28 protein-coding genes are annotated in these 22,732 nt (G+C 65.3%); 16 read left to right on the plus strand and 12 right to left on the minus strand.

Features of this window, described 5'->3' with window-relative positions; genetic code table 11:
* The first annotated feature begins 68 nt into the window (after positions 1-68).
* Both AAC067_RS06835 and AAC067_RS06840 read left to right on the plus strand, forming a co-directional pair.
* Positions 69-458, plus strand: a complete 390-nt coding sequence (locus AAC067_RS06835) for a response regulator (protein ID WP_339930836.1) — start codon at positions 69-71, stop codon at positions 456-458.
* Positions 455-1,819 (plus strand): PleD family two-component system response regulator, encoded by a 1,365-nt coding sequence (locus tag AAC067_RS06840; protein WP_339930838.1) that lies wholly within the window; start codon positions 455-457, stop codon positions 1,817-1,819. Before AAC067_RS06835 ends, AAC067_RS06840 begins: the two co-directional genes overlap by 4 nt.
* A gap of 110 nt (positions 1,820-1,929) precedes the next feature.
* Here AAC067_RS06840 and rpmG read toward each other — a convergent pair whose 3' ends face one another.
* Entirely contained in the window at positions 1,930-2,097 is a 168-nt protein-coding gene (gene rpmG / locus AAC067_RS06845; protein ID WP_055830646.1) for a 50S ribosomal protein L33, read from the minus strand.
* A gap of 124 nt (positions 2,098-2,221) precedes the next feature.
* On the opposite strand from rpmG, the gene AAC067_RS06850 reads away from it, so the two are divergent.
* Positions 2,222-2,782, plus strand: a complete 561-nt coding sequence (locus AAC067_RS06850) for a hypothetical protein (RefSeq protein WP_339930840.1) — start codon at positions 2,222-2,224, stop codon at positions 2,780-2,782.
* Positions 2,783-2,797: 15 nt separating this feature from the next.
* Here AAC067_RS06850 and AAC067_RS06855 read toward each other — a convergent pair whose 3' ends face one another.
* From AAC067_RS06855 to rnr, 3 genes are all read right to left on the minus strand, one after another.
* Positions 2,798-3,514, minus strand: coding sequence for an NUDIX domain-containing protein (locus AAC067_RS06855; RefSeq protein WP_339930842.1), 717 nt, complete (start codon positions 3,512-3,514; stop codon positions 2,798-2,800).
* Positions 3,495-4,475 carry a DUF4424 family protein gene (locus AAC067_RS06860; protein ID WP_339930844.1) on the minus strand — a complete coding sequence of 327 codons (981 nt, stop codon included), beginning with the start codon at positions 4,473-4,475 and terminating at the stop codon, positions 3,495-3,497. The genes AAC067_RS06855 and AAC067_RS06860 overlap by 20 nt, the downstream gene beginning before the upstream one ends.
* Positions 4,476-4,560: 85 nt before the next feature.
* The gene (gene rnr, locus AAC067_RS06865) at positions 4,561-6,876 is read right to left on the minus strand and encodes a ribonuclease R (RefSeq protein WP_339930846.1); all 2,316 of its coding nucleotides are present in this window, start codon (positions 6,874-6,876) and stop codon (positions 4,561-4,563) included.
* Between the two features lie 107 nt (positions 6,877-6,983).
* On the opposite strand from rnr, the gene AAC067_RS06870 reads away from it, so the two are divergent.
* Both AAC067_RS06870 and AAC067_RS06875 read left to right on the plus strand, forming a co-directional pair.
* Positions 6,984-8,387: a cystathionine beta-synthase gene (locus AAC067_RS06870; RefSeq protein WP_339930848.1), complete on the plus strand. Its 1,404-nt coding sequence runs from the start codon at positions 6,984-6,986 to the stop codon at positions 8,385-8,387.
* 4 nt (positions 8,388-8,391) lie between these two features.
* Complete coding sequence (locus AAC067_RS06875; protein WP_339930850.1) at positions 8,392-9,552, plus strand: cystathionine gamma-synthase; 1,161 nt, start codon at positions 8,392-8,394, stop codon at positions 9,550-9,552.
* 4 nt (positions 9,553-9,556) lie between these two features.
* On the opposite strand, the gene AAC067_RS06880 is transcribed toward AAC067_RS06875, so the two are convergent.
* From AAC067_RS06880 to AAC067_RS06905, 6 genes are all read right to left on the minus strand, one after another.
* Positions 9,557-9,937, minus strand: a complete 381-nt coding sequence (locus AAC067_RS06880; protein WP_339930852.1) for a hypothetical protein — start codon at positions 9,935-9,937, stop codon at positions 9,557-9,559.
* A 91-nt stretch (positions 9,938-10,028) separates the two neighbouring features.
* The gene (locus tag AAC067_RS06885; RefSeq protein ID WP_339930854.1) at positions 10,029-10,241 is read right to left on the minus strand and encodes a cold-shock protein; all 213 of its coding nucleotides are present in this window, start codon (positions 10,239-10,241) and stop codon (positions 10,029-10,031) included.
* Positions 10,242-10,509: 268 nt separating this feature from the next.
* On the minus strand, positions 10,510-10,722 hold the full coding sequence (locus tag AAC067_RS06890; RefSeq protein ID WP_300444100.1) for a cold-shock protein: 213 nt from the start codon (positions 10,720-10,722) through the stop codon (positions 10,510-10,512).
* 175 nt (positions 10,723-10,897) lie between these two features.
* Complete coding sequence (locus tag AAC067_RS06895; RefSeq protein WP_339930856.1) at positions 10,898-11,140, minus strand: hypothetical protein; 243 nt, start codon at positions 11,138-11,140, stop codon at positions 10,898-10,900.
* Between the two features lie 40 nt (positions 11,141-11,180).
* A complete protein-coding gene (locus AAC067_RS06900) occupies positions 11,181-11,873 on the minus strand; it encodes a TorF family putative porin (RefSeq protein WP_339930858.1) in 693 nt (230 codons plus the stop codon).
* 30 nt (positions 11,874-11,903) lie between these two features.
* Positions 11,904-12,830, minus strand: coding sequence for a nitronate monooxygenase (locus AAC067_RS06905; RefSeq protein ID WP_339930860.1), 927 nt, complete (start codon positions 12,828-12,830; stop codon positions 11,904-11,906).
* A 275-nt stretch (positions 12,831-13,105) separates the two neighbouring features.
* Here AAC067_RS06905 and queF point away from each other — a divergent pair, with 275 nt between their 5' ends.
* The 3 genes from queF to AAC067_RS06920 all read left to right on the plus strand — a co-directional run bounded on the left by queF (position 13,106) and on the right by AAC067_RS06920 (position 15,248).
* Positions 13,106-13,567: a preQ(1) synthase gene (gene queF, locus AAC067_RS06910; protein ID WP_339930862.1), complete on the plus strand. Its 462-nt coding sequence runs from the start codon at positions 13,106-13,108 to the stop codon at positions 13,565-13,567.
* Positions 13,567-14,358, plus strand: a complete 792-nt coding sequence (locus tag AAC067_RS06915; protein WP_339930864.1) for a hypothetical protein — start codon at positions 13,567-13,569, stop codon at positions 14,356-14,358. The genes queF and AAC067_RS06915 overlap by 1 nt, the downstream gene beginning before the upstream one ends.
* Positions 14,359-14,435: 77 nt before the next feature.
* The gene (locus AAC067_RS06920; RefSeq protein WP_339930907.1) at positions 14,436-15,248 is read left to right on the plus strand and encodes a DUF817 domain-containing protein; all 813 of its coding nucleotides are present in this window, start codon (positions 14,436-14,438) and stop codon (positions 15,246-15,248) included.
* Here the strand turns inward: AAC067_RS06920 and AAC067_RS06925 are convergent.
* On the minus strand, positions 15,232-15,834 hold the full coding sequence (locus tag AAC067_RS06925) for a nitroreductase (RefSeq protein ID WP_339930866.1): 603 nt from the start codon (positions 15,832-15,834) through the stop codon (positions 15,232-15,234). The two genes, AAC067_RS06920 and AAC067_RS06925, sit on opposite strands and share 17 nt — an antisense overlap.
* A 45-nt stretch (positions 15,835-15,879) precedes the next feature.
* On the opposite strand from AAC067_RS06925, the gene AAC067_RS06930 reads away from it, so the two are divergent.
* The 3 genes from AAC067_RS06930 (at position 15,880) to AAC067_RS06940 (ending at position 17,661) form a co-directional block, all read left to right on the plus strand.
* The gene (locus AAC067_RS06930) at positions 15,880-16,530 is read left to right on the plus strand and encodes an NUDIX hydrolase (RefSeq protein WP_339930868.1); all 651 of its coding nucleotides are present in this window, start codon (positions 15,880-15,882) and stop codon (positions 16,528-16,530) included.
* A gap of 22 nt (positions 16,531-16,552) precedes the next feature.
* Positions 16,553-17,374: a serine O-acetyltransferase gene (gene cysE / locus AAC067_RS06935; RefSeq protein ID WP_339930870.1), complete on the plus strand. Its 822-nt coding sequence runs from the start codon at positions 16,553-16,555 to the stop codon at positions 17,372-17,374.
* 74 nt (positions 17,375-17,448) lie between these two features.
* Positions 17,449-17,661 (plus strand): DUF3126 family protein, encoded by a 213-nt coding sequence (locus AAC067_RS06940; protein ID WP_339873832.1) that lies wholly within the window; start codon positions 17,449-17,451, stop codon positions 17,659-17,661.
* A gap of 96 nt (positions 17,662-17,757) precedes the next feature.
* On the opposite strand, the gene AAC067_RS06945 is transcribed toward AAC067_RS06940, so the two are convergent.
* Positions 17,758-18,030 (minus strand): hypothetical protein, encoded by a 273-nt coding sequence (locus AAC067_RS06945; RefSeq protein ID WP_339930872.1) that lies wholly within the window; start codon positions 18,028-18,030, stop codon positions 17,758-17,760.
* A gap of 31 nt (positions 18,031-18,061) precedes the next feature.
* On the opposite strand from AAC067_RS06945, the gene AAC067_RS06950 reads away from it, so the two are divergent.
* From AAC067_RS06950 to AAC067_RS06970, 5 genes are all read left to right on the plus strand, one after another.
* On the plus strand, positions 18,062-18,382 hold the full coding sequence (locus AAC067_RS06950) for a hypothetical protein (RefSeq protein ID WP_339930873.1): 321 nt from the start codon (positions 18,062-18,064) through the stop codon (positions 18,380-18,382).
* Positions 18,383-18,385: 3 nt separating this feature from the next.
* Complete coding sequence (locus AAC067_RS06955; protein WP_339930875.1) at positions 18,386-19,255, plus strand: 50S ribosomal protein L11 methyltransferase; 870 nt, start codon at positions 18,386-18,388, stop codon at positions 19,253-19,255.
* A 54-nt stretch (positions 19,256-19,309) separates the two neighbouring features.
* Positions 19,310-19,768, plus strand: a complete 459-nt coding sequence (locus AAC067_RS06960) for a hypothetical protein (protein ID WP_339930877.1) — start codon at positions 19,310-19,312, stop codon at positions 19,766-19,768.
* Between the two features lie 49 nt (positions 19,769-19,817).
* Positions 19,818-21,623, plus strand: a complete 1,806-nt coding sequence (locus AAC067_RS06965; protein WP_339930879.1) for an aminopeptidase P family protein — start codon at positions 19,818-19,820, stop codon at positions 21,621-21,623.
* A 61-nt stretch (positions 21,624-21,684) separates the two neighbouring features.
* Entirely contained in the window at positions 21,685-22,674 is a 990-nt protein-coding gene (locus AAC067_RS06970; protein WP_339930881.1) for an aldo/keto reductase, read from the plus strand.
* Positions 22,675-22,732 lie beyond the last annotated feature (58 nt).

Below are 22,732 nucleotides of genomic sequence, written 5' to 3' on the forward strand. Positions count from 1 at the left end.
GTGCACGCGAAGAAGGCGCAAAGCCTCAGCGCATCCGCGCCGGCGATGAGGCAACAGACTGGGTGAAGATGTCCAAGAAAGTCCTCATCGTCGAGGATAACGAGCTGAACATGAAACTTTTTCATGACCTGCTCGATTCCCAGGGCTACGAAACGCTGCAGACCCGCGAGGGCCTGTCGGCCCTGGCGCTTGCGCGCGAACACCATCCAGACCTGATCCTGATGGACATCCAGCTGCCCGAGATTTCCGGGCTGGAAGTCACCAAATGGCTGAAGGAAGACGAGGAGCTCAGCCACATTCCCGTTATCGCCGTCACCGCCTTCGCCATGAAGGGGGATGAGGAGCGAATCCGCCAGGGCGGCTGCGAAGCCTATATTTCCAAGCCGATCTCGGTGATGCATTTCCTCGACGTGATCCGGCTGCACCTGGGAGACGTCAAGCCGGCGGAGCGCGTATGACCGCCCGCATTCTTGTCGTTGACGACGTCGAGACCAATGTCCGGCTGCTCGAAGCGAAATTGACACTCGAATACTATGACGTCCTGAGCTGCAACGACGGGGCCACGGCCCTGACCATCGCCGCCAGCGAACGCCCGGACATTATCCTGCTGGACGTGATGATGCCGGGGATGGACGGGTTCGAGACCTGTCGACAGCTGAAGGCGGATCCGGTTACCCGCCACATCCCCGTGGTGCTGGTGACGGCGCTGGACGGGCGTGAAGACAAGATCCGCGGCCTCGATGCCGGTGCCGACGACTTCGTCACCAAGCCGATCGACGACCTGGTGCTGTTTGCCCGGGTGCGCTCGCTGGTGCGGCTGAAGGCGGTCATGGACGAACTGCGCGAGCGCGAGGAGAGCGGTCGCCGCATGGGTGTCGATGCCGACGGTGCCGGGCGCCTGCGCGGCTCCGGCGGGCGGGTGCTGATCGTTGACGACAACGAGTCCCAGGCCAGACGGATCGCGGAACAACTGGCTGCCGACCATCGGCCGGTGATCGAGCCGGATCTCGACAAGGCCCTGCTCGCCGCCCAGGGACCGATCGACCTGATCATCATCAACGTCTCGAGTTCCGGTTTCGACGGCCTGCGGCTGGTGGCCCAGATCCGGTCCAAGGAAGTCTCGCGCCGGGCCCCGATCCTGGCGGTGGTCGATCCGGCAGACCGCCCGCGCCTGGTCAAGGCGCTGGAGCTGGGGGCCAATGATATCCTGACCAAGCCGGTCGATCCTGAGGAACTGGCCGCCCGGGCCCGCACCCAGATCCGGCGCAAGCGCTACACCGACTTTCTGCGACAGAAGCTCGACTACAGCCTGGAAATGGCCGTCACCGACTCCCTGACCGGTCTGCACAACCGCCGTTACATGGCCGGACAGCTGCAGGCCATGGTCAACCGGGCCGGGCAGGGCGGCGATCCGGTTGCGGTCCTTGTCATCGACATCGATCACTTCAAGGCGGTCAACGACGGCTTCGGCCACGACGCCGGCGATGAGGTGCTGCGCGAGTTCGCGGTGCGGCTTGCCACCAATGTCCGGGCCATCGACCTGCCGTGTCGCTACGGCGGCGAGGAGTTTATCGTCGTGATGCCGGGTACGGGTCTTGAGGACGCGGTGATGATCGCCGACCGCATCCGTCGTGATGTGGCCACGACCCCGTTCCGCATCATGGACGGCGAGGAGCATCTGACCATCACCGTCTCCATAGGCGTCGCTGCGACGCTCGGCAGCGAGGACACGCCCGACGCCCTGATCAAGCGGGCCGACGAGGGGGTCTATGAGGCCAAGGACCGCGGCCGCAACAAGGTCATCGCCCGCGCCGCCTGACCCCGGTTGTTATGCGGACACAGAAAAACGCCCGGTCCAGCGACCGGGCGTTTTTCTGTGACGGTGGATCTTCGGACCGGGCGACGCGACGCGCGCGCCCTGAAGGCGTCCTACTTGATCTTGCCTTCCTTGAACTCGACGTGCTTGCGCACGACGGGATCGTATTTCTTGACGACCATTTTCTCGGTCATGGTCCGGGCGTTCTTCTTGGTGACATAGAAGAATCCGGTGTCAGCCGAGGAGTTCAGGCGGATCTTGATTGAAGCCGGTTTGGCCATCGGAATTACCTTTGCGACGGCGAAAGCCGCTGAAATAAGAGGCGCGGAACATACTCGGGATGCCCGTGAAGTCAACCGTACTGATGGCAGCTTGAGTGGGCGGTATCAAAGGCTAGGATGGGGCATGACCCGTATCTCCCTGCTGGCCTTTGCCGCCCTCGCCCCGATCCTGTCCTCCTGCGCCAGCCTGCCCCAGGCTCCGGCGCCGCAGGACGCATTCTTCGCCAATCTGACGGCCCTGTGCGGCCAGAGCTTCCCCGGGCGCCTGGTGACGACGGACGCTGCCGATGCCGATCTCGCCGGTCAGCCGATGCAGATGACCGTGCGCGACTGTTCGGCGCAGGAGATTCGCATCCCGTTCCAGATCGGTGAGGACCGCTCCCGAACCTGGTTCGTGACGCGCACGGCGGAGGGTCTGACGCTGAAGCACGACCATCGTGACCCGCAGGGTCAGCCAGACGGCTGGCACTGGTATGGCGGGGACACCGCCGCCGCGGGCACAGCCCATCGTCAGGTGTTTCCGGTCGATCAGGAGTCCATCGATCAGTTCAACGCCGGCGATGCCGCGGTCTCGACCACCAACGTCTGGGCCATGGAGATCGAGCCCGGGCAGATGTTTGCCTATGAGCTGCGGCGGGCCAACCGGCATTTCCGGGTTGAGTTCGACCTGACAGCCCCGCTGTAGGGGCGCGACACCGCCTCAGTCGTGGCTGACGAGGTGTCGACCGCGCACCATACGCACGAACGGGCGTGGCCGGTCGCGCCCCCCGCGTCCGGCGGCGATCTCGTCCAGGACAAAGCGGGTGATCGCCGGCAGGTCCAGCGCGCGGGCCTCGGCCAGCGGCAGCCAGGCGATTTCGTCCAGTTCTCCCGATCCCGCCGTCGGCTCGGGATGCAGCAGGGCCTCGGCCGGGGCCAGGAAGAAGCGGGCGTCGAACCGGCGCGTCCGGCCCGGTGGTGTGATGGCGCGTGCGACATAGGTCAGGGCCGACAGGTCCGGCAGGGCACCCGCCGCCCTGTATTCGCGCCACGGACCGACCACCGATGCGGGCGGGGCAGGTCTCCCGAGGATCAGTCCGGTCTCCTCGAAGGTCTCGCGCACAGCGGCCATGGCCAGGGCGCGCGCCCGACGGGCGTCGGTCTCGTGGATCAACAGTCGCAGGGCCGCAGGGGCCAGGTCGGATCCGGCGGCGGCGGTAAAGTCGGCCCGCTCGATCCGGCCGCCGGGAAAGACCCATTTGGAGGCCATGAAGACATGGCCGGGTGCGCGGCGGCCCATTAGCACTTCGGCACCGGTCGTCCCGGTCCGCGTCAGGATCAGGGTGGCGGCATCCTTCGGGCGCTGGCGACCGCCGACGCGCGGGGCGTCCGCCAGATCCTGGGCGGAATCGAAGGGTTTAATCGATGTAGCGGTCACTCTGGACGATTAGCACGTTCAGATCGCGTGTCGGGGTGTAGTTGGCGTAGCGGACCTCGAATTGGGTCGGGCTGATGCGGCGGACGCCCTCGCCGCAGAAGCTGACGACGTTGTCCGCCAGCCCCTTGTCGACCACCAGTCGGAAGTCACCGATCGGGCCGGACCAGTTGGCCCCGGTGACCAGGGTGTAGTCCAGCCAGGAATCCCGCATCTGGAATCCCTCGGCCTGTTTGCGGGCGACGGCGCGCCGGATCGGTTCGCCGACGCAATATTCGGCATCGAGTTCAGGCCGTTGTTCGCCGGGGCCTCCGACATTGGTGGTCGTGGTCCCGCCGGCAACCGGCACATAGGTGTGCTGAATCCGAACCTCTTCACCGGGGGCGAAATACTGGGTCCAGTAGTGGGTGGTCTTCAGGGTCCACAGGCCGATGCTCGTCCGGACGCCGTCAGCATGGATATTGCTGTCCAGCAGGCCGTCGGCCACCAACTCGTCGATCTGGGCGTCCGACAGATCGGCGACAGGTCCCTCGAGAGCGTCCCAATAGGGGTTCAGCGGCAGGCCGAGCCGTTGCAGCCGACGGGTCACGTCGACGCCGTTCAGCATCGCCTTCTGCTCGACCTGGGTGTCGACGGAATAGCCGTCGATCCGCGTGATGAACGGCAGCGCCCGCATCGGATCGGGAACCGGTCCGCGGATACTGCCCATCCAGTCCGGTTCGATGTCCGGCATCGGAAAGGCGACGATGGTCTCGATGCCCTCGTCGGTGTGGTTGAGAAAGCGGTAGGTGACCCGGACCTCGTCCAGCGACAGGAACAGGTCCTCGGACAGCATGGTGATGCCGTCGGTGCGTTCGAACACCAGTCCGCCGGCCTTCATAGAGGCCACGGTGTCATTGGCGGCGGCCGGGCCGGCGGCGAGCAGGGCGGTGATCAGAGCCACGGAAGCGGCGAGACGGTTCATCGGCATTCTCCCGGTCAGAAACCGAGGGTAGCCGAACTGCGTCCGGAGGCGAAACCTGTTAATTCGTGAAGCCGCAGGGCGCGGCTCAGCGGCGCTTGCCCTTGCGCACGCCCTTCAGGCCTCCGGACGGCGGTTTGGGGCCGCCCGGACGCTTGCTGCCACGCTTGGGCGGACCGTTGCCGCCCGGGCCACGGTCGCGAGCCCGCGCGCCGTAGCGTGGGGGCGGTGCGTTGGGATCACGCGGCGCGGGGTCGCTGAGCATCTCGAACAGCAGTCCGCCGGTGATCGGGGTGGCTTCCTTCAGCTTGACCTCGACCTGCCGCCCCAGGGTCCAGCGCTGGCCGCTGTGTTCGCCGACAAGGGCGTGGGCCCGGTCGTCGTGGTGGAAATACTCATTACCCAGCGATGACACCGGGCACAGGCCGTCGGCCCCGGTCTCCTCCAGCCGTACGAACAGGCCGAAGCGGGTGACGCCGGTGATGCGGCCGGGGAAGGTCGCGCCGACCCGGTCCTCGAGGAAGGCGGCGATATAGCGGTCCATGGCGTCGCGCTCGGCGGCCATGGAGCGGCGCTCGGTCGTGGTCACCTGTTCGGCGATCGCCGGCAGTTCGGCCACCTCGCGGTCGGTCAGCCCGTCCTGGCCCAGCCCGAGGGCGCGGATCAGGCCCCGGTGCACGATCAGGTCGGAATAGCGCCGGATCGGCGAGGTGAAATGGGCGTAGCGATCGAGGTTGAGGCCGAAATGCCCGATGTTGTCGGGGCTGTAGATGGCCTGCATCTGGCTGCGCAGGACCACCTCGTTGACGACCTCGGCGTGCGGCGTGTCGCGGGTCTCGTCCAGCAGCTTGTTCAGCCGTTTGGTGGTCGGCGCCTCGCCCTTGTTCCACGGTTTGCCGATCGTCTGCAGGAAGTCGGCCAGGTTGAAGGTCTTCTCCTGACTGGGTGTGTCGTGGATGCGGTAGATCAGCGGCGTCCGCTTCTGCTCCAGCGTTTCGGCGGCACAGACGTTAGCCTGGACCATCATCTCCTCGATCAGCCGGTGCGCCTCCAGGGACTTGCGCGGCTCGATGGCGGCGATACCGCCGTCCGGGGCCATGACGATGCGGCGCTCCGGGCTCTGGATGGCTAGCGGACTGCGCTTCAGCCGGCCCTTGAGCATGGTGTGATAGGCGTTCCACAGCGGATACAGGATGGCATCCATGATCGGGCCCGCGGTGTCACCGGGCTGGCCGTCGATGGCCTCCTGGGCCTGTTCGTACGACAGCTTGGCATGGGACCGCATCAGGCCGCGCACGAAGCGGTGGCCGGTCTTGCGGCCGTCCTTGTTGAAGACCATTCGCACGGCCAGACAGGCGCGGTTCTCGCCCTCCTTGAGCGAGCACAGACCGTTGGACAGGGTCTCGGGCAACATCGGCTCGACCCGGTCGGGGAAATAGGTCGAATTGCCCTTGGCCCGGGCCTCGCGATCCAGCGAGGTATCGGGGCGGACATAGGCGGCGACGTCGGCGATCGCGACCCAGACGATCCAGCCGTCGGGGTTTTTGGCGTCCTCGTCGCGGTGGGCATAGACGGCGTCGTCGTGGTCGCGGGCGTCGGCGGGGTCGATGGTGATGAACGGGATCTCGCGCAGATCCTCGCGCCCTTTCAGCGTCGGCAGCGCCTGATCCAGGGCCTCCTGTTCGACGGCCTCGGAGAATCCGGTCGGCACGCCGTGGGTGTGGATGGCGATCAGGGAGGCGGCCCGGGGGTCGTCCTCCCGACCGATCGATTCCAGGATCTTGCCGCGCTTGGGTCCGTAGCGTTGCTCGCCCTTCTCGATGGAGGCCAGCACCAGATCGCCGTCACGCAGATCTGCGGCCTGCAACTGTGGAATGATCAGCACGTCCTTCGAGCGGCGGTCGACCGGCTCGACCCGGGTTTCCTTGTTGGATTTGCGGATCACGCCGAGGACGCGATTGGTGCTGGCGTCCAGCGCCTTGATCAGTCGCGCCTCCCAGCCGTCCTCGGCCTTTACGAATTTGACCAGCAACCGGTCGCCCATGCCCGGGGCAGGGGCGGTCCGGGGGCCGCTCTCCGGGACCAGCAGGGCCTTGGGCGCGTCAGGCGAGGCGTCGACGAGACGGACGTACATGTCACCGTCCAGATCGCGCTCGACCACGTCGGCGACGCCGACCGGGGGCAGGTCACCGGCGGGCGAGAAGGTCTTGCGACCTCGCTTGCCCAGCAGGCCTTCGGCCTCCAGTTCGCGCATCATCTCGCGCAAACGGCGGCGATCCTCGCCCTTCAGGCCGAAATGGCGGGCGATATCGGTTTTTTCGGCCCCACCGGCTTCCGTCAGGAAGGCGAGCAGGGTGGCTTTGTCGGGGAGGCCCGATGCGGGCCTGCGGGGTGTTTTTGTCATTGAGTACCTATGTAGTGTGCTTCGCCCCAAAGGGCTAAATCTTGCGTGGGTTGACCTCGTCGGGTCTGACGATCAGCTTCCGCCGCGAACGCTCACGGAGTCTGTCCATGTCCTTGTCTGCCACCCCCGTCCTCAGCCGGCCCGCCGGATCCCTGCTGGACCTCATCGGCCTGACGCCGATGGTCGAGGTGACCAACATCGACACCGGTCCGTGCCGCCTGTTTCTGAAGCTGGAATCCCAGAACCCGGGCGGTTCGATCAAGGACCGGATTGCCCTGTCGATGATCGCCGCCGCCGAGAAGGAAGGCTTCCTGAAGCCCGGCGGCACCATCGTGGAAGCGACGGCGGGCAATACGGGTTTGGCGCTGACGCTGGTCGGTCAGGCTAAGGGCTATAAGGTGCTGCTGGTCATTCCGGACAAGATGTCCAAGGAAAAGATCCAGCATTTGCGGGCCATGGGGGCCGATGTGCGGTTGACGCGATCGGACGTGCCGCACGGCCATCCGGAATATTACACCGACATGGCCGAACGTCTGGCCCAGCAGCTGCCGGGTGGCTTCTACGTCAACCAGTTCGCCAATGACGCCAACTCGGAAGCCCATTTCAAGACCACCGGCCCCGAGATCTGGGAGCAGATGGGCCATGATGTGGATGCCTATGTCGCCGGCATCGGCTCGGGCGGGACCATCACCGGGGTTGCCCAATACCTGAAGAGTGTCGGCTCGAAGGCCGAGATCATTCTCGCTGATCCGACCGGCTCGGTGCTGGGCGGCATCGTCAACGACGGCGTGCCCGGACCGGAAGGCAGCTACACCGTCGAAGGCATCGGCCAGAATTTTGTGCCCGACACCGCTGACATGAGCCTGATCGACAAGGCCTATTCGATCCCTGACGCCGAGGCGATCGGCACCGTCCGCGAACTGTTGCTGAAGGAAGGCATCCTCGCCGGCTCGTCCTCCGGCACCCTGATCGCCACCGCCTTGCGCTGGTGCCGCGAACAGACCGAGCCGAAACGCTGCGTCACCTTCGTCTGCGACACCGGGGCTAAATATCTGTCCAAGGTCTACAACGACGCTTGGCTGGCCGATCAGGGCCTGGGCGAGCGCGAGATCCAGGGCAATCTATCCGACCTGATCCATCGCAAATACGCCAAGGGCGATGTGGTCGTGGCCGGTCCTGACGATACGCTGGATACAGTGTTCAAGCGCATGCGCGGGGCCGATGTCTCGCAGCTGCCGGTGATCCAGGACGGCCGCCTGGTCGGCATCGTCGACGAGAGCGACCTGATCCATGTGATGAACACCGACGAGATCACCCGTCAGGACCGTTTCAAGAAGCCGGTCGGCACGGTGATGACCCGCGACCTCGACACGGTACAGGTCACCGAGCCGCTGGACGCCCTGATCCCGGTGTTCGACCGCGACCGGGTGGCCATCGTTCTGGACGGCGAGACCTTCGTCGGCCTGATCACCCGCACCGACCTGATCAACCACCTCAGCCTGAATCGGTAAGCTTATGGCCAATCTCAAGAACCAACAGGGCTTCTCGACGCGCGCCATCCATGCGGGTCAGCGGCACGATCCGACCACGGGCGCGGTGATGACCCCGATCTACGCCACCTCGACCTATGCCCAGGAAAGCCCAGGGGTGAACAAGGGCTATGAATATGCCCGCGGCAAGAACCCGACCCGCGAGGCGTTTGAGGGCTGTATCGCCGACCTCGAGGGCGGCGTGCAGGCTTTCGGCTTCGCTTCCGGCATGGCCGCCACCTCGACGGCGCTGGAACTGCTGGACGCCGGTTCGCACATCGTCACCGGCGATGACCTGTACGGCGGCTCGTGGCGGCTGTTCGAGCGCGTCCGCCGTCGCTCGATGGGTCTGGACTTCGCCTATGTCGATCTCAGCGACATCGCCGCCGTTGAGGCTGCGATCACGCCGAAGACGAAGATGCTGTGGGTCGAGACCCCGACCAATCCGATGATGAAGATCGCCGACATCGCCGCCCTGTCAAAGGTAGCGAAAGCCCATGGTCTTCTCCTGGTTGTCGACAACACCTTCGCCACCCCCTGGTGCCAGCAGCCGCTCAGCCTCGGGGCCGACGTCGTCATGCATTCGGCGACCAAATATCTGAACGGCCACTCCGACATCATCGGCGGGGTGCTGGTCGCCGGGAACCCCGAGGTCGCGGCCGAGATCAAATTTCTGCAGAATTCGGTCGGCGGGGTGATGGGCCCGTTCGATGCCTTCCTCGCCAACCGCGGCCTGAAGACTCTCGGCCTGCGCATGAAAGCCCATTGTGAAAACGCCCTGACCATCGCGCGCTGGCTAGAGGAGCGGAAGGGCGTGGCCCGGGTCATCTATCCCGGCCTGATCAGCCACCCGCAGCATGACCTGGCCAGCCGCCAGATGCGGGCCTACGGCGGCATGGTTTCGGTGGTTATCGACGGTGATCTGGCGCGCACCCGTCAGGTGCTGGAGCGGGTCGCCGTCTTCACCCTGGCCGAATCCCTGGGCGGGGTCGAAAGCCTGGTCAACCACCCGGCCATCATGACCCACGCCTCGGTCCCCAAGGCCCTGCGCGACGCCGGCGGCGTCACCGAAAACCTGATTCGATTGTCAGTGGGGGTCGAGGACGTCGAGGACCTGATCGCGGATCTGGATCAGGCCCTGTCGTAATACGTCAGCTCGCGGCGGCTTCGGCGTCCGCGGCAATCTTCTTCTTGGCCGGTGCGCGCTTCTTGGGCGCAGCCTCGATTGCGGCCTCAGCACCATCGGCGACGGCGGCCTTTTTCTTGGCCGGAGCCCGCTTCTTGGGCGCAGCCTTGACCACAGGCTCGGCACCGTCGGCGACGACGACCTTCTTCTTGGCCGGGGCGCGCTTCTTGGCGGGTGGCTTGGCGGCGATACGGGCCGCGAATTCGGCTTCGATCAGCGGCAGGATGTCAGTGGCAGAAGCGATCTGGCCTGCCGTGCCGCGGACCAGCAGACGTTCCGCATTGGCGCGGAGGGTCTTGAGGTCGGCGTCGGGCATCGCCGGTATCATCTCGGACAGAGGCGTCATCGGCGTACTCCATTGAAAAACAGCTTCAGGGCCGGTGCGCGAGGCACCGGCCCTTCAGCTAGAATGGCGGCCGGAGCCGCCGAAACCTGAACTACTCAGCAGTCTTGAGCTGGGTCGCCGATTCCTTGCCCGTCTTGCGATCGCGCTCGACTTCGAAGGAAATCTTCTGGCCTTCGTCGAGGCTGTTCAGCTCGGAGACTTCGACAGCGGTGACGTGGACGAAAACGTCCTTGCCGCCGTCATCCGGCTGGATGAAGCCGTAGCCTTTAGTGGAATTGTACCATTTTACAGTGCCGGTAGCCATTTTCAGGACCTCCGCTAGCGTTGACCGCAGGAAATAGCTCCTGTGCGGCCTGTCGGGTCTGAATGGGATCGGCTTTTTGACCTCGGTGCGTGATGCAAAGGGCAGCAGCGTTACGCAGAGAGATCGACAGCTTCTATGTGGGCGCTGTCCGCATCAATAGCAAGGACGGCGCGAATTCTATTGAAGAAGGCCTCCTGGACTGGAAGCCGTCATCCAGACGCAAAAATGGCGGCCGCGTCCGTGACACAGCCGCCATTCCGTACGTTATCTAGCCGACAGTCTTGAGTTGACCGGCCGATTCCTTGCCCGTGCGACGGTCGCTTTCGATCTCGTAGGAGATCTGCTGACCTTCGTTCAGGCCGTTCAGGCCAGCGGCCTCGACGGCCGAGATGTGGACGAATACGTCCTTGCCACCGTCATCGGGTTGGACAAAGCCATAGCCCTTGGTGGAGTTGAACCATTTTACAGTGCCGGTAGCCATTTTCAGGACCTCCGTTAGAATTGGCCGCAGGAAATAGCTCCTGATCGGCCTGTCGGGTCTGAATGGATCGGCTTTAGACCTCGGTGCGGATGCAAAGGGGTGCAAGAGCGTGACGCAGTGAGATCGACGTATAGCCTTGTGACTCGCCTTTTGGTCGAAAGCAAGGCTCCGACTGTCAGTCGTCGTCGCCGTCATCATCCTCGGAAGGGGCCGCGGCGACGTCGTCTTCCTCGGACGGCACATAGTGTTTCTGGCACAGTTTGCGCAGCGCCCCGGTCAGGGAGGCCCCGTACAGGTTCTCCTGAACCCGCTCGTGACCTTCGGCCTGAAGCTTCTGCTTGATGTCGCCGACGGTGCGGCAGTCGCCACCTTCGGCCAGCTGATAGGCGCGTTCGATTGTCGTCGGTCTGAAGCTCATGCCCCTAGGTGGGGGCATGAGCGCCGTTTGGCCAGCACTATCAGAACGAAAACGTCACCTCGCCGACGACGGCGGACGCGTATTGCGGCCCTGGTACGTTAGCGTCGGTGTCGTAGTAGCGCAGGTCGAAATCCAGATCGCGGGTCACAGCATAGGTCATTCCGGCGTTCCAGCCGGTGTAGTCGACGCTGTTTTCCTGTTCGCGGCGGCCGATGGCGGCGGTGCCGGACAGTTTAGGGGTGAAATCCCAGCCGACCCGACCCTCAACCCAGGTCCAGGCCTTCGACGATCCGGTGCTGTCGGGCGTATATTGCACCGTAAGCCGGGCCCTGGCCGGGCCGATCGAGCGTGAAATCTTGCCCGTGAACTCCCAGGAATCGGCGTCATAGCCGTCGATCACATCGACCTGCCATTTGTATTTGGCGTTCAGATCCACGTCGAAGCCGGCGATCTCGGGGCGAATGCCGGCGTCGACGGCGACTTCCAGCTCCGAGCCGCTGGAGCTGCGGATCGTCTCGAACGAAGGGCCGGCGTAGAAGAATCCGCTGGCATTGGTCCAGCGGGCCAGTCCGAAGGCATAGGGGTCACCGTCCGACTTGGAGGCGTCCTTGGAGCGGTTGTCCGTCCCCGCACCGACCGCAAACGACCAGGAGCCGGCGGCCGGGCTCTGCTGAGCGTGGGCCACGGCGGGCAGGGCCAGGACGGCGGCGGCAGCAATCATCAGGGGACGCATATATTCACCTCGGGTTCGACGAGGAGGCGTCTAGCCCCAGTGCTTGACGAATTTATCACGCGCAGACGACATTTCGTCCGCCATCCGACGAACCAGCTCCGTCACCGGGACAATGTCATGCACCGAGGCCGAGCCCTGGCCCGCCGACCATACCGTTTTCCAGGCCTTGGCCTCGTCGGCCATGTCGAGTTTGTGCTCCGGCAGGGATTTCGGATCGATGCCGTTGGCGACCAGCGACGGGGTCAGGAAATTGGCCGGGATGCCGGAAACGGCCGGGGTGTAGGTGATGTCCGACGCCCCGGCGTCGACGATCATCTGCTTGTATTCGCCCTGGGCCATCGACTCGGTCGTCGAGATGAACCGGGTGCCCATATAGGCGAAATCGGCCCCCATCATCAGGGCCGCGGCGACGTCCGATCCGGTCGAAAGACAGCCGGACAGGATGATGGTGCCGTCGAAGAAGGAGCGCACCTCATTGACCAGGGCGAAGGGGTTGACCACCCCGGCATGGCCACCGGCCCCGTTGGCCACCAGGATCAGGCCGTCGACACCCGCCTGGGCCGCCTTGCGGGCGTGGCGGACATTGGCGATGTCGTGGAAGACCACGCCGCCGTAGCCGTGCACCGCATCGACCACGTCGCGCACCGCACCCAGTGAGGTGATGATCAGCGGTACCTTCTCCTCGACCGAAACCATCATGTCGGCCATCAGCCGCGGGTTGGTCGGATGGACGATGTGGTTGACGCCGAACGCGGCGGCGTCGGGGTTCAGCCGACCCTTGATCTCCTGGACCCAGTCCCGATAGCCCTCGGTGCTGCGCTGGTTCAGGGAGGGGAAGGTGCCGATGACGCCGGCGTTGCAGGCCTCGACCACCAGATCCGGCCCGGAGACCAGGAACATGGGCGCGGCGATGACCGGCAGTTTGAGACCGTTTTGCAGCGATGCCGGAATGGCCATGATGTTTCCCCGTTTTGTTTGGCCACGGATAGCGGGGTGTCGCGAGGGAAGGCAAATCCGGCGGCGGTCGAGGGGCGAAAAAACCGGGTCCAAAGAGTCCAAAGAGTCCAAAGGAGTCCAAACCCGGGATGGGGCATGGACTCGAAAAAACCGAGTCCAAAGAGTCCAATCCGGCCTGGGCGAGCGGGTGGGCGGGTCGTCGTTACACCCTCGCATGGCGCTACGTCAGACACGGTCGTAGTGACGGGCGTGGGTGTTGGCGCTACAGCCAGCTCATGACCACAGACACCTCAGGCCTGTCCCAACTGGGCCAGCACACCGTCCAGCCCGTCAGCCCGGAAACCGCCGAGCTGGAGCGCGTGCCCAATCCGCATGCGGGGACCCTGTATCTGGCCCGGTTCACTGTGCCGGAGTTCACCAGCCTGTGCCCGGTCACCGGCCAGCCGGACTTTGCCCATATCGTCATCGACTATGCGCCCGGCGACTGGCTGGTCGAGTCCAAGAGCCTGAAACTGTATCTGACCGCCTTCCGCAATCACGGGGCCTTCCACGAGGACTGCACCGTGGCCATCGGCAAGCGGCTGGCGGAGTTGCTGGCCCCGAAATGGCTGCGCATCGGCGGCTACTGGTATCCGCGCGGCGGCATCCCGATCGACGTGTTCTGGCAGACGGGTGTGGCACCAGAAGGCCTGTGGCTGCCGGACCAGGGCGTGCCGACGTACCGCGGGCGGGGGTGATGAAACGCCCGAGCTTGAAATCACACCAGCTTGCGGTGCGACGATTCAAGCTCACCAAGGGTGACTATCAAGCCATTGATCCCGACGAACGCGTGTTGTTCTTCATGCTCGCACAAACTTCGAACGAGATTGGGATGCTGCACGCGATCCTGATGCAGGCGCTCAACGGAGTAAGAGATCATCATCCTAGGCCAGTCAGGGAAACCTCTCTGGGAATGGCGCTGTTTATGGCTCGCCTGATGACAAATCGCCTTTGTGAAGGGTGGACGGTCATCTCGAAGGTCAAGACGGTTCAGCTGTTCGACCAACTATGGACGGACGTGCCACCAAACCCCGCAAATCGAGAAATTTACGGTCAGGCCATTGAGGCCCGAGATCGATTGTCGGCATATTTTGGTCAGTCGGATAACCTGCTCACCAAGGTCCGAAACAAGCTCGCATCACACATTGATCGAGCGACCTTTTCAGGTGCCTTCGACATCGCTCCCACTGATTTGGATATGTCTGACTTTCACACGGGAATGGTGGGAACTACCTTTTTCGGAGGGGCGGACTCGCTCCAAGCGATTGCAGTCAGTCACTTGATAGGAAGTCAGGACTCCGCCGAGGGTAACAACCAGCTCTTCGCTCAGGTGGGTGCTGTCGCCGAGGATCTGAAGACCTTTATTGACGGATTTTCAGTCGCCTTCATCGTTTCAAGATTTGGAGCGTCGGGACTCGGTGGTGATCCGCAAATCTTGAGCAATCTCCCGAAAGCACGGCATTCCCGCGTTCACTATTTTATGAGCTGACGGTCAGTTTGGCGGAACTCCAGAAATCGTCGCCTCGCCTTCCGCTCGAACACTGGGGCCGTCACTGGCTCGGCCGTCTGCAGGCGTGGTCTGACCGCGCCCCCTGGTCCCGCCACGCCTTCGAATTCCTGATGTTCGGGATCAAGCAGGGCTGGGCCTGTCTGTTCGGGGGGCTGATGCTGGCCCTGCTGATGGCGACCCATCTGTGGTGGCCCCAGACCGCGCCGGTCGCGCGCTACGACTTTCTGGTCATCGCCGCCGTGGCCATTCAGGCGGCCATGCTGATCTTGAAGCTGGAGAGCTGGGAGGAGGCGAGGGTCATCCTCGTCTTCCACATCGTCGGCACGATCATGGAGCTGTTCAAGACCAGCCAGGGCTCATGGATCTATCCCGAGGACAGTCTGTTGCGCATCGGCATGGTGCCGCTGTTTTCGGGTTTCATGTATGCGGCGGTCGGCAGCTATATCGCGCGCATCTGGCGCATCTTCGACATCCGCTTCACCCGCTATCCGCCGCTGTGGACGACCTGGCTGCTGGCCGTGGCGATCTACATCAACTTCTTCGCCCATCACTGGCTGCCCGATATCCGTCTGGGCCTGTTCGCGGCGACGGCCCTGCTGTTCGGGCGCGGCTGGTTCCACTTCACCCCGGACCGGACGCGGCGGTCGATGCCGTTTCTGCTGGGCTTCTTTCTGGTCGCGGTGTTCATCTGGCTGGCCGAGAACCTCGGCACCTGGGCCAACGCCTGGATCTATCCGTCACAGGGCGGCGGCTGGCATCCGGTGTCTTTGGCCAAGCTGGGCAGCTGGTTCCTGCTGATGATGATCAGTGTGGTGCTGGTGTCGCTGGTGCATCGGCCGCAGGCGGAACCCGTCAGGGCAGGCGTGTGACTCTGGTCGCCATGTCCGGACGCGGTCGCTCCAGCGGCGCGTCTGTCACGCTGCCGATATGGATGAAGCCGGCGATACGTTCACCGGGCTCGACGCCGAACAGCGCCACGGCCTCGGGATCATAGCTGTACCAGTCGGTGATCCAGCTGCTGGAGAAACCCAGGGCCCCGGCGGCGTGTTCCAGATTCATGCAGACCGCTCCGGCCGACAGCTCCTGTTCCCACACCGGCACCTTGTGACCGGGCGTCGGGGCTGAGATGACCAGGATCGACAGCGGTGGGTTGCCCAGCTTGGCCAGGGTGGCGCGCGCCGGGTCGGGTAAAGGCTGGCGCGTGGCCAGGGGTTGCAGCCGCGCCACCAGATCGGCGCGACTCTGCGGACCCAGCACGACGAAGCGCCACGGGAACAGCTTGCCGTGATCAGGGGTGCGGGCACCGAGCGTCAGGATCTCGTCAATCTGGGCCGGCGACGGTCCGGGACCGGTCAGGAGCTGGGCCGAGGCCGAACGTCGTCGCGCCAGTCGGTCGCGCAGTTCGCTCGAGGGCCGGGGCAGGGGCAGGGCGGAACCCAGGTCGGTATCGGTCATGCGGTCTAGCTAGTCGTGACGCGGCTCCGGCGCCATACCCGGACCATGACCGACTCTCGATATACCTTCGACGCCGATCGGCCTCTGCCCGCCTGGGACGACGGCAGTGACCGTCCGCCGCCGTGGCGAGATGCCGGATCGACCACCTTTTTCGACACACCGTGGCTGCGGTTGACGCGCCATGACGCTACCGCCCCGACCGGGACGAAGGCGGACTATGTCGTCATGCGTCCGTATAATCTGTCGGTCGGCGTCCTGCCGCTGCACGACGACGGCACGGTGACCCTGGTGGGCCAGCAGCGCTTCGCCCTGATGAACTATTCGTGGGAGATGCCGGAAGGCGGCGCGCCCTATGACGAGGACCCGCTGGCCGGGGTGCAGCGCGAGCTGGCCGAGGAAGCCGGTCTGGCCGCCGGGCAGTGGCGGGAAGTGTTGCGGATGGAGATGAGCAATTCCGTCACCGATGAGCGGGCCATCGCCTGGCTGGCCTGGGATCTGACGGCTGTGCCGGTCGATCCGGACCCGACCGAAATCATCCGTTCGGCGCGCGTGCCCTTCACCGAACTTCTGGCCGAGATCGGTCGGGGATCGATCCGTGACGCCTTCACGGTGGCGACGACCTTGCGGGCCTACCATATGGCACGGGAAGGCGATCTGCCGGACCGTCTGGCGCAAGCCATGCTCGGGCGGGTATGATGGTCCGTCACAAGGAAGTCTGATGCCCGCACTTGAAGTCGTCGCCAAACAGCCTGAAATCTGGACGCAGCTGCGCGCGGCGGCCGAGACTGCGGCGCGCGACGAACCTCAGCTGGGGTCGCAGCTCAATGCGGTGATCCTGTCCCATTCCGACCTCGCCGGGGCGCTGAGTTTCCAGATTGCCCGCAAGCTGGGCGATGAGGAATTGAGCGCCATGACCGTGCGCGAGGTCTGTCTGGCCGCCTATGCCGCCGATCCAGCCATTGTCGCTGCCGCCGAGGCCGACCTCCAGGCCGTGGCCGAGCGTGACCCGGCCATCCATTCGCTGCTGCAGCCCTTCCTCTACTTCAAGGGTTTCCAGGCCTTGCAGGCGTGGCGCGTGGCCCATTGGCTGTGGACCGAGGGGCGCGAAACCCTGGCCTTCCATTTTCAGGGCCGCATCTCCGAGTTGTTCCAGGTTGATATCCATCCGGCCGCGACCCTCGGCTCGGGTCTGTTCCTCGACCACGGCACCGGCATCGTCATCGGTGAGACGGCAGTGGTCGGTGACGAGGTGTCGATGCTGCACGCAGTGACCCTGGGCGGCACCGGGGCCACCCGCGGTGATCGCCACCCGAAGATCGGCAAGGGCGTGCTGCTGGGGGCAGGGGCCAAGGTGCTGGGTAACATCACCATCGGTGACTATGCCAAGGTTGCCTCGGGCTCGGTGGTGCTGAAGCCGGTCCCGGCCGGCTGCACCGTGGCAGGTGTACCGGCCCGTCTGGTCAACTGCCCGACCGACGCCACACCCGCGCGAACCATGGACCATACCCTGGCCGACATCGCTCATGACTTCGTGATCTGAGGCTTTCCCTCATCGGCCCCAGTCTCTAGGGTCCAATGCGTCTGCCATCACTGAACTGACTGCCGAGGCCCGCCGTGAACGAATCCGACATCAAGCGCATCGAGACCCATCTGAAGCGCACCTTCAATGCCGGTGGCATCAAGCTGAAGGCCCGCCCCAAGCCGAACGATTCTGCCGAGGTCTATGTCGGTGACGAATTCATCGGCATCGTTTTCGCCGACGAGGACGGCGACGGCTCCTTCATGTTCGAAATGGCCATCCTGGCCGAGGACCTGCCCGAGGACTGAGGCCGTCGGCACCGGGTTCCGGTTCGGATATCCGACGAAAAAAAGCGCCGGAGGGGACAGCCCCTCCGGCGCTTTTCGATTCCAGCGTTGTGATGGTCAGCGCTTGCCGAAGATCACATCCAGCAGACCGCCGATGAAGCCCTTGCTCTGGGGCTTGGCAGCGGGCCGGGCTGCAGCCGCGGGGGCGGCAGTGGGGCGCGGTGCCGGAGCAGCGACCGGCTTGGCGGCGACCGGAGCGGGACGCGCGGCGACGGGCTTGGCCGCTGCAGGCTTCGGTGCAGCCTTGGCAGCGGGCTTTTTGGCAGCGGGCTTCCTGGCGACCGGCTTTTTGGCGGCCGGCTTTTTGGCGGCCGGTTTGGCCTTGGCCACGGCGGGTTTGGCGACAGCCTTGGTGGCGGGTTTGACCGACGGTTTTGCCGCAGCCTTGGTGCTTGGCTTCGCCGCAGCCTTGGTGACCGGCTTCGCGCCGGCTTTCACCGGCGGCTTGGCGGCAGCCCGGACGACCGGAGCCTTTGCCGGCGTGGCAGACTTCGCCGCAGACTTGGCAGCTGTTTTCGGTGCAGCGCTCGACTTTGCTGCCGGTTTCGGCTTGGAAGCGCTTGCAGACGCTTTAGGCGACTTAGACGGTGACTTGGCCATGAACTCCCCGACCCCTCGGTTTGAGCCGACGCGCAAATGCGTGAAGGCATGTGTTTCGATTCGTCATGATAGCGGCGTTTGAGAAATGTCCGAGTCCGCAATTCAAATTATCGCGCGCGGCCTTCGCGTTCCCGCTGAAAATGCCGCCCTCGCGATCGATTCCGATCCGATGCTGGAGGGGGTCACCTACTCGATTCTGGAAGAGGATGAGGACGCCGGCCTGTGGCGCATCGACGCCTTCCCGACCACGGACGGCGAGGTGGAGGGGCTGACGCGTTTGCTGTCCGGCCGCGACGGCCTGGCGGTGCTGGTCGAGAAACTGGCCGATGCCGACTGGCTGGCCATGTCCCTGTCCGGCCTGCCGCCGGTCGAGGCCGGGCGCTTCTTTGTCTACGGCGCGCACGATCAGGGGCGGGTGCCGCCCAACCGCATCAATCTGAAGATCGACGCCGGGGCGGCGTTCGGCACCGGCCACCACGGCACCACGGTCGGCTGCCTCGAAGCGTTTGACGATCTGCTGAAGCGCGAGAAATTCGAACGGGTGCTGGACGTCGGCTGCGGCACCGGGGTGCTGGCCATCGCCGCCGCGCGTACCGGCAGTCGCATTGCCGTCGGCACCGACATCGACGGCCCCTCGGTTCGCATCGCCAACGAGAACGCCGAACTGAACGGTGCTGACGCCCGCTTCGTCCATGCTTCGGGTCTCAATGACCGTCGGGTGCGTGAGCATGGTCCGTACGATCTGGTCTTCGCCAACATCCTGGCGCCGCCGCTGGTGGCGCTGTCGCAGGACATCAAGGAGGCGCTGAAACTGGGTGGCGTCGCCATACTGTCGGGCCTGTTGCGCACCCAGGAACGCCGGGTCAGCGCGGCCTATCTGTCACGGGGTTTTGTCCTTGAACGACGCATCCATCATGACGCCTGGAGTGCGCTGGTTCTGCGCCGGACAGGGTGACGCGGAACCGGTCTCGAGCCCGGCGGTTATGGCAGTTCAACCGAGGACTGCACCGTGACCCATTTTGATCCGAACAACGATCCCGCCCGCACCCCACCGACCGAGCCGGTCTATTCCGAAACGGTCGAAACTGTCGTGGTCCGCGACTCCAACACCGGCTGGTGGATCGCCGGTGTACTCGGCGGTCTGGTGTTGATCGCCGTCTTCTGGATCCTGTTCGCCGGGCGTGGTCCCGACGACACTGACGCCCGGATGCTGGAAGCCCAGGCCGAGGCGGCACGCGCCCAGGCCGCCGCCGACGCTGCCATGGTTCAGGGTCAGATCACCGGAGCCCAGGCCAGTGTCGATATTGCGCGCGCTGACGCTTCGCGGGCCCAGGCCGAGGCCGTCCGCGCCGGCAATGATGCGCGCGCCGCAGAGGCCCGCGCCACGACGCCGCCGCCGCCGGTGGTGATCACCACGCCGCCGCAGCCGGCTCCGGCGACCGTGACGCCCAACGCGCCGCAAAACTGATCCGGTCCCTCCCTCCCCAAGACGGGGAGGGAGGTGCTATGTCGACGGCATGCGCCAGACATTCGACGAAACCACCGATCCGTCCTTCGGGGCCAAACACCTGCCGCTCGTGCGCGCCAAGATGGCCGAACAGGGCCTCGATGGCCTGCTGGTCCCGCATGAGGACGAGCATCAGAATGAATACCTGCCGCCCGCCAATGACCGTCTGGCCTGGGTCAGCGGCTTTACCGGCTCGGCCGGGGCCGGGGTGATCATGCAGGACAGCGCCGCGGTGTTCGCCGACGGGCGCTATACGGTTCAGGTCAAGGCCCAGGTCGATGCCGGCCAGTTCGAAATTCTGTCGCTGGAAGCCGGCGTGGCCGCGTACCTGGCACGCGCGCCGAAGGGCTCGGTGATCGGCTATGATCCGCGGCTGCACAGTCCCGACGCCCTGGCATCGCTGAAAGCGGCGGCTGACAAGGCCGGTGCGATCCTGAAGCCGGTTGAGCCCAACCCCATCGACACCGCCTGGGCCGACCGCCCGGCCCAGCCGCAGGCCCCGGTGGTCCCGCACGAGGATGTCTATTCCGGTGAGAGCAGCGCATCGAAACGCGCCCGCATCGGCGCGGCCCTGACCGAGGCCGGGGCCGAAGCCACGGTCCTGACGGCCCCGACCTCGATCGCCTGGCTGTTCAATGTGCGCGGCGGCGACGTCATTCGCTCGCCTCTGCCGCTGGGCCAGGCCATCGTTCATGCCGACGGCAGCGCCCGCCTTTTCCTTGATCCACGCAAGGTCACCAATGAACTGCCCGGCTGGCTGGGAGACGCGGTGACGCTGGAGACCGAAGAGGCCCTGCCGGCGGCGCTGGACGCCCTGTCCGGACGCAAGGTGATGATCGACCCGGCCCAGTCCTCGGCCTGGTATTTCGACCGACTGGAGGCTGCAGGCGCGGCCGTGGTGCGAGCCATGGATCCCTGCGCCGTGCCGCGCGCGGTCAAGAATCCGGTCGAGGTCGCGGGTGCGCGGCAGGCGCATATCCGCGATGGCGCGGCCCTGACCCGCTTCCTGCACTGGGTCGATACGGTGGCCCAACGTGATCTGCCGAGCGAGCGCGAGATCGTCGAGGCGCTGGAAGGCTTCCGCGAGGCCACGGGCCAGCTGAAGGACCTGTCTTTCGACACCATCGCCGGGGCCGGTCCCAACGGGGCCCTGCCGCACTACAAGCCGGTGACCCGCACCATCCGCAAGATCGAGAAGGGCTCGCTGCTGCTGGTCGACGGCGGCGGTCAGTATCTGGACGGCACCACCGATGTGACCCGGACCATGGCCATCGGTGAGCCGACGTCGGAACAGCGTGACCGCTACACCCGGGTGCTGAAGGGCCATATCGCCCTGGCTGTTGTGCGTTTCCCCGCGGGGACGACCGGCCACCAGCTGGACGCCCTGGCGCGTCTGCCCATGTGGATGGCGGGCCTCGACTATGATCACGGCACTGGCCATGGCGTCGGCAGCTATCTGGGCGTCCATGAAGGCCCCCAGCGCATCTCCAAGGCTCCCAACAGCCAGCCCCTGCTGACCGGGATGATCCTGTCCAACGAGCCCGGCTATTACAAGGAAGGCCACTGGGGCATCCGCATCGAGACCCTGCAGGTGGTCACCCCGCCCGAGCCCATTCCCGGCGGCGAGCGGCCGATGCACGGCTTCCAGCAACTGACGCTGGCCCCGCTGGATCGCAAGCTGATCGACATCGATCTGCTGAGCGCCGACGAACGCGCCTATGTCGACGCCTATCACGGCGAGATTCTCGCCAAGGTGGGGCCGTTGCTGGACGGCGAGGTGCTGGGCTGGCTGAAAGTTCAGGCCGCGCCGCTGTAGGGGGCTTGCGCCGCGCCGGACCGGTTACAACCTTTGGGGTCCGCCCTACAGGAGTTCGCCCATGAAGACCCGCACCCTCGGCCCCAGGGGTCCTGAAGTCTCGGCCATCGGTCTCGGCTGCATGGGCATGGCGGCCTTCTACGGCCCGGGTTCGGATGAGGCCCAGGCCACGGCGGTGATCCACCGTGCGCTCGACCTCGGTGTCACCCTGTTCGACACAGCCGAGATGTATGGCCCCCACACCAATGAGATCCAGCTGGGTACAGCCCTGGCCGACCGGCGCGGAAAGGCCTTCGTGGCCACTAAATTCGGTATCGGCTACAATGCCGAGCGCACCGCCCTGAAGGTCGACGGCAGTCCCGCCAATGTGCGCCGCGCCATCGAGGACAGCCTGAAGCGGCTGGGGATGGACCATGTCGATCTCTACTATCTGCACCGGGTCGATCCCGACACACCGATCGAGGAGACGGTCGGGGCGATGGCCGAGCTGGTCACCGAGGGCAAGGTCCGCTTTCTCGGCCTGTCCGAGGCGGCACCCGCGACCCTGCGCAAGGCCCACGCGACCCATCCGATCACCGCCCTACAGACTGAATATTCGCTGTGGAGCCGTGAGCCGGAAGACGAGATTCTGGCGACCTGCACTGAGCTCGGCATCGGCTTCGTGCCCTACAGCCCGCTGGGCCGCGGCTTTCTGAGCGGGGCGATCCGCTCAATCGACGATCTGGAAGAGGGCGATTTCCGCCGTACCAATCCGCGCTTCATGGGCGAGAATTTCCAGAAGAACCTCGATCTGGTTGAGGCGGTGAAAACTCTCGCCGAAGCACGCGGAGCCACCGCGGCCCAGCTGGCCCTGGCCTGGGTGCTGTCGCGCGGCGAGCATCTGGTGCCGATCCCCGGCACGCGCCGGATCGCGACGCTGGAAGAGAACGTCGCTGCCGCCGACATGGTGCTGACCGCCGAGGAACTGGCCGCGATCGAGGCGATCTTCCCCCGTGATGCCGCCGCCGGCGAACGGTACGCCCCGGCCGGGCGGGCTGCGCTCAACCGGTAATCCGTCTCCTCCCTGTCGCGAAGCGATGGGGAGGGGGACCGCGAAGCGGTGGAGGGGT

The sequence above is a fragment of the uncultured Brevundimonas sp. genome (genome assembly GCF_963977465.1).
Classification (GTDB): domain Bacteria; phylum Pseudomonadota; class Alphaproteobacteria; order Caulobacterales; family Caulobacteraceae; genus Brevundimonas.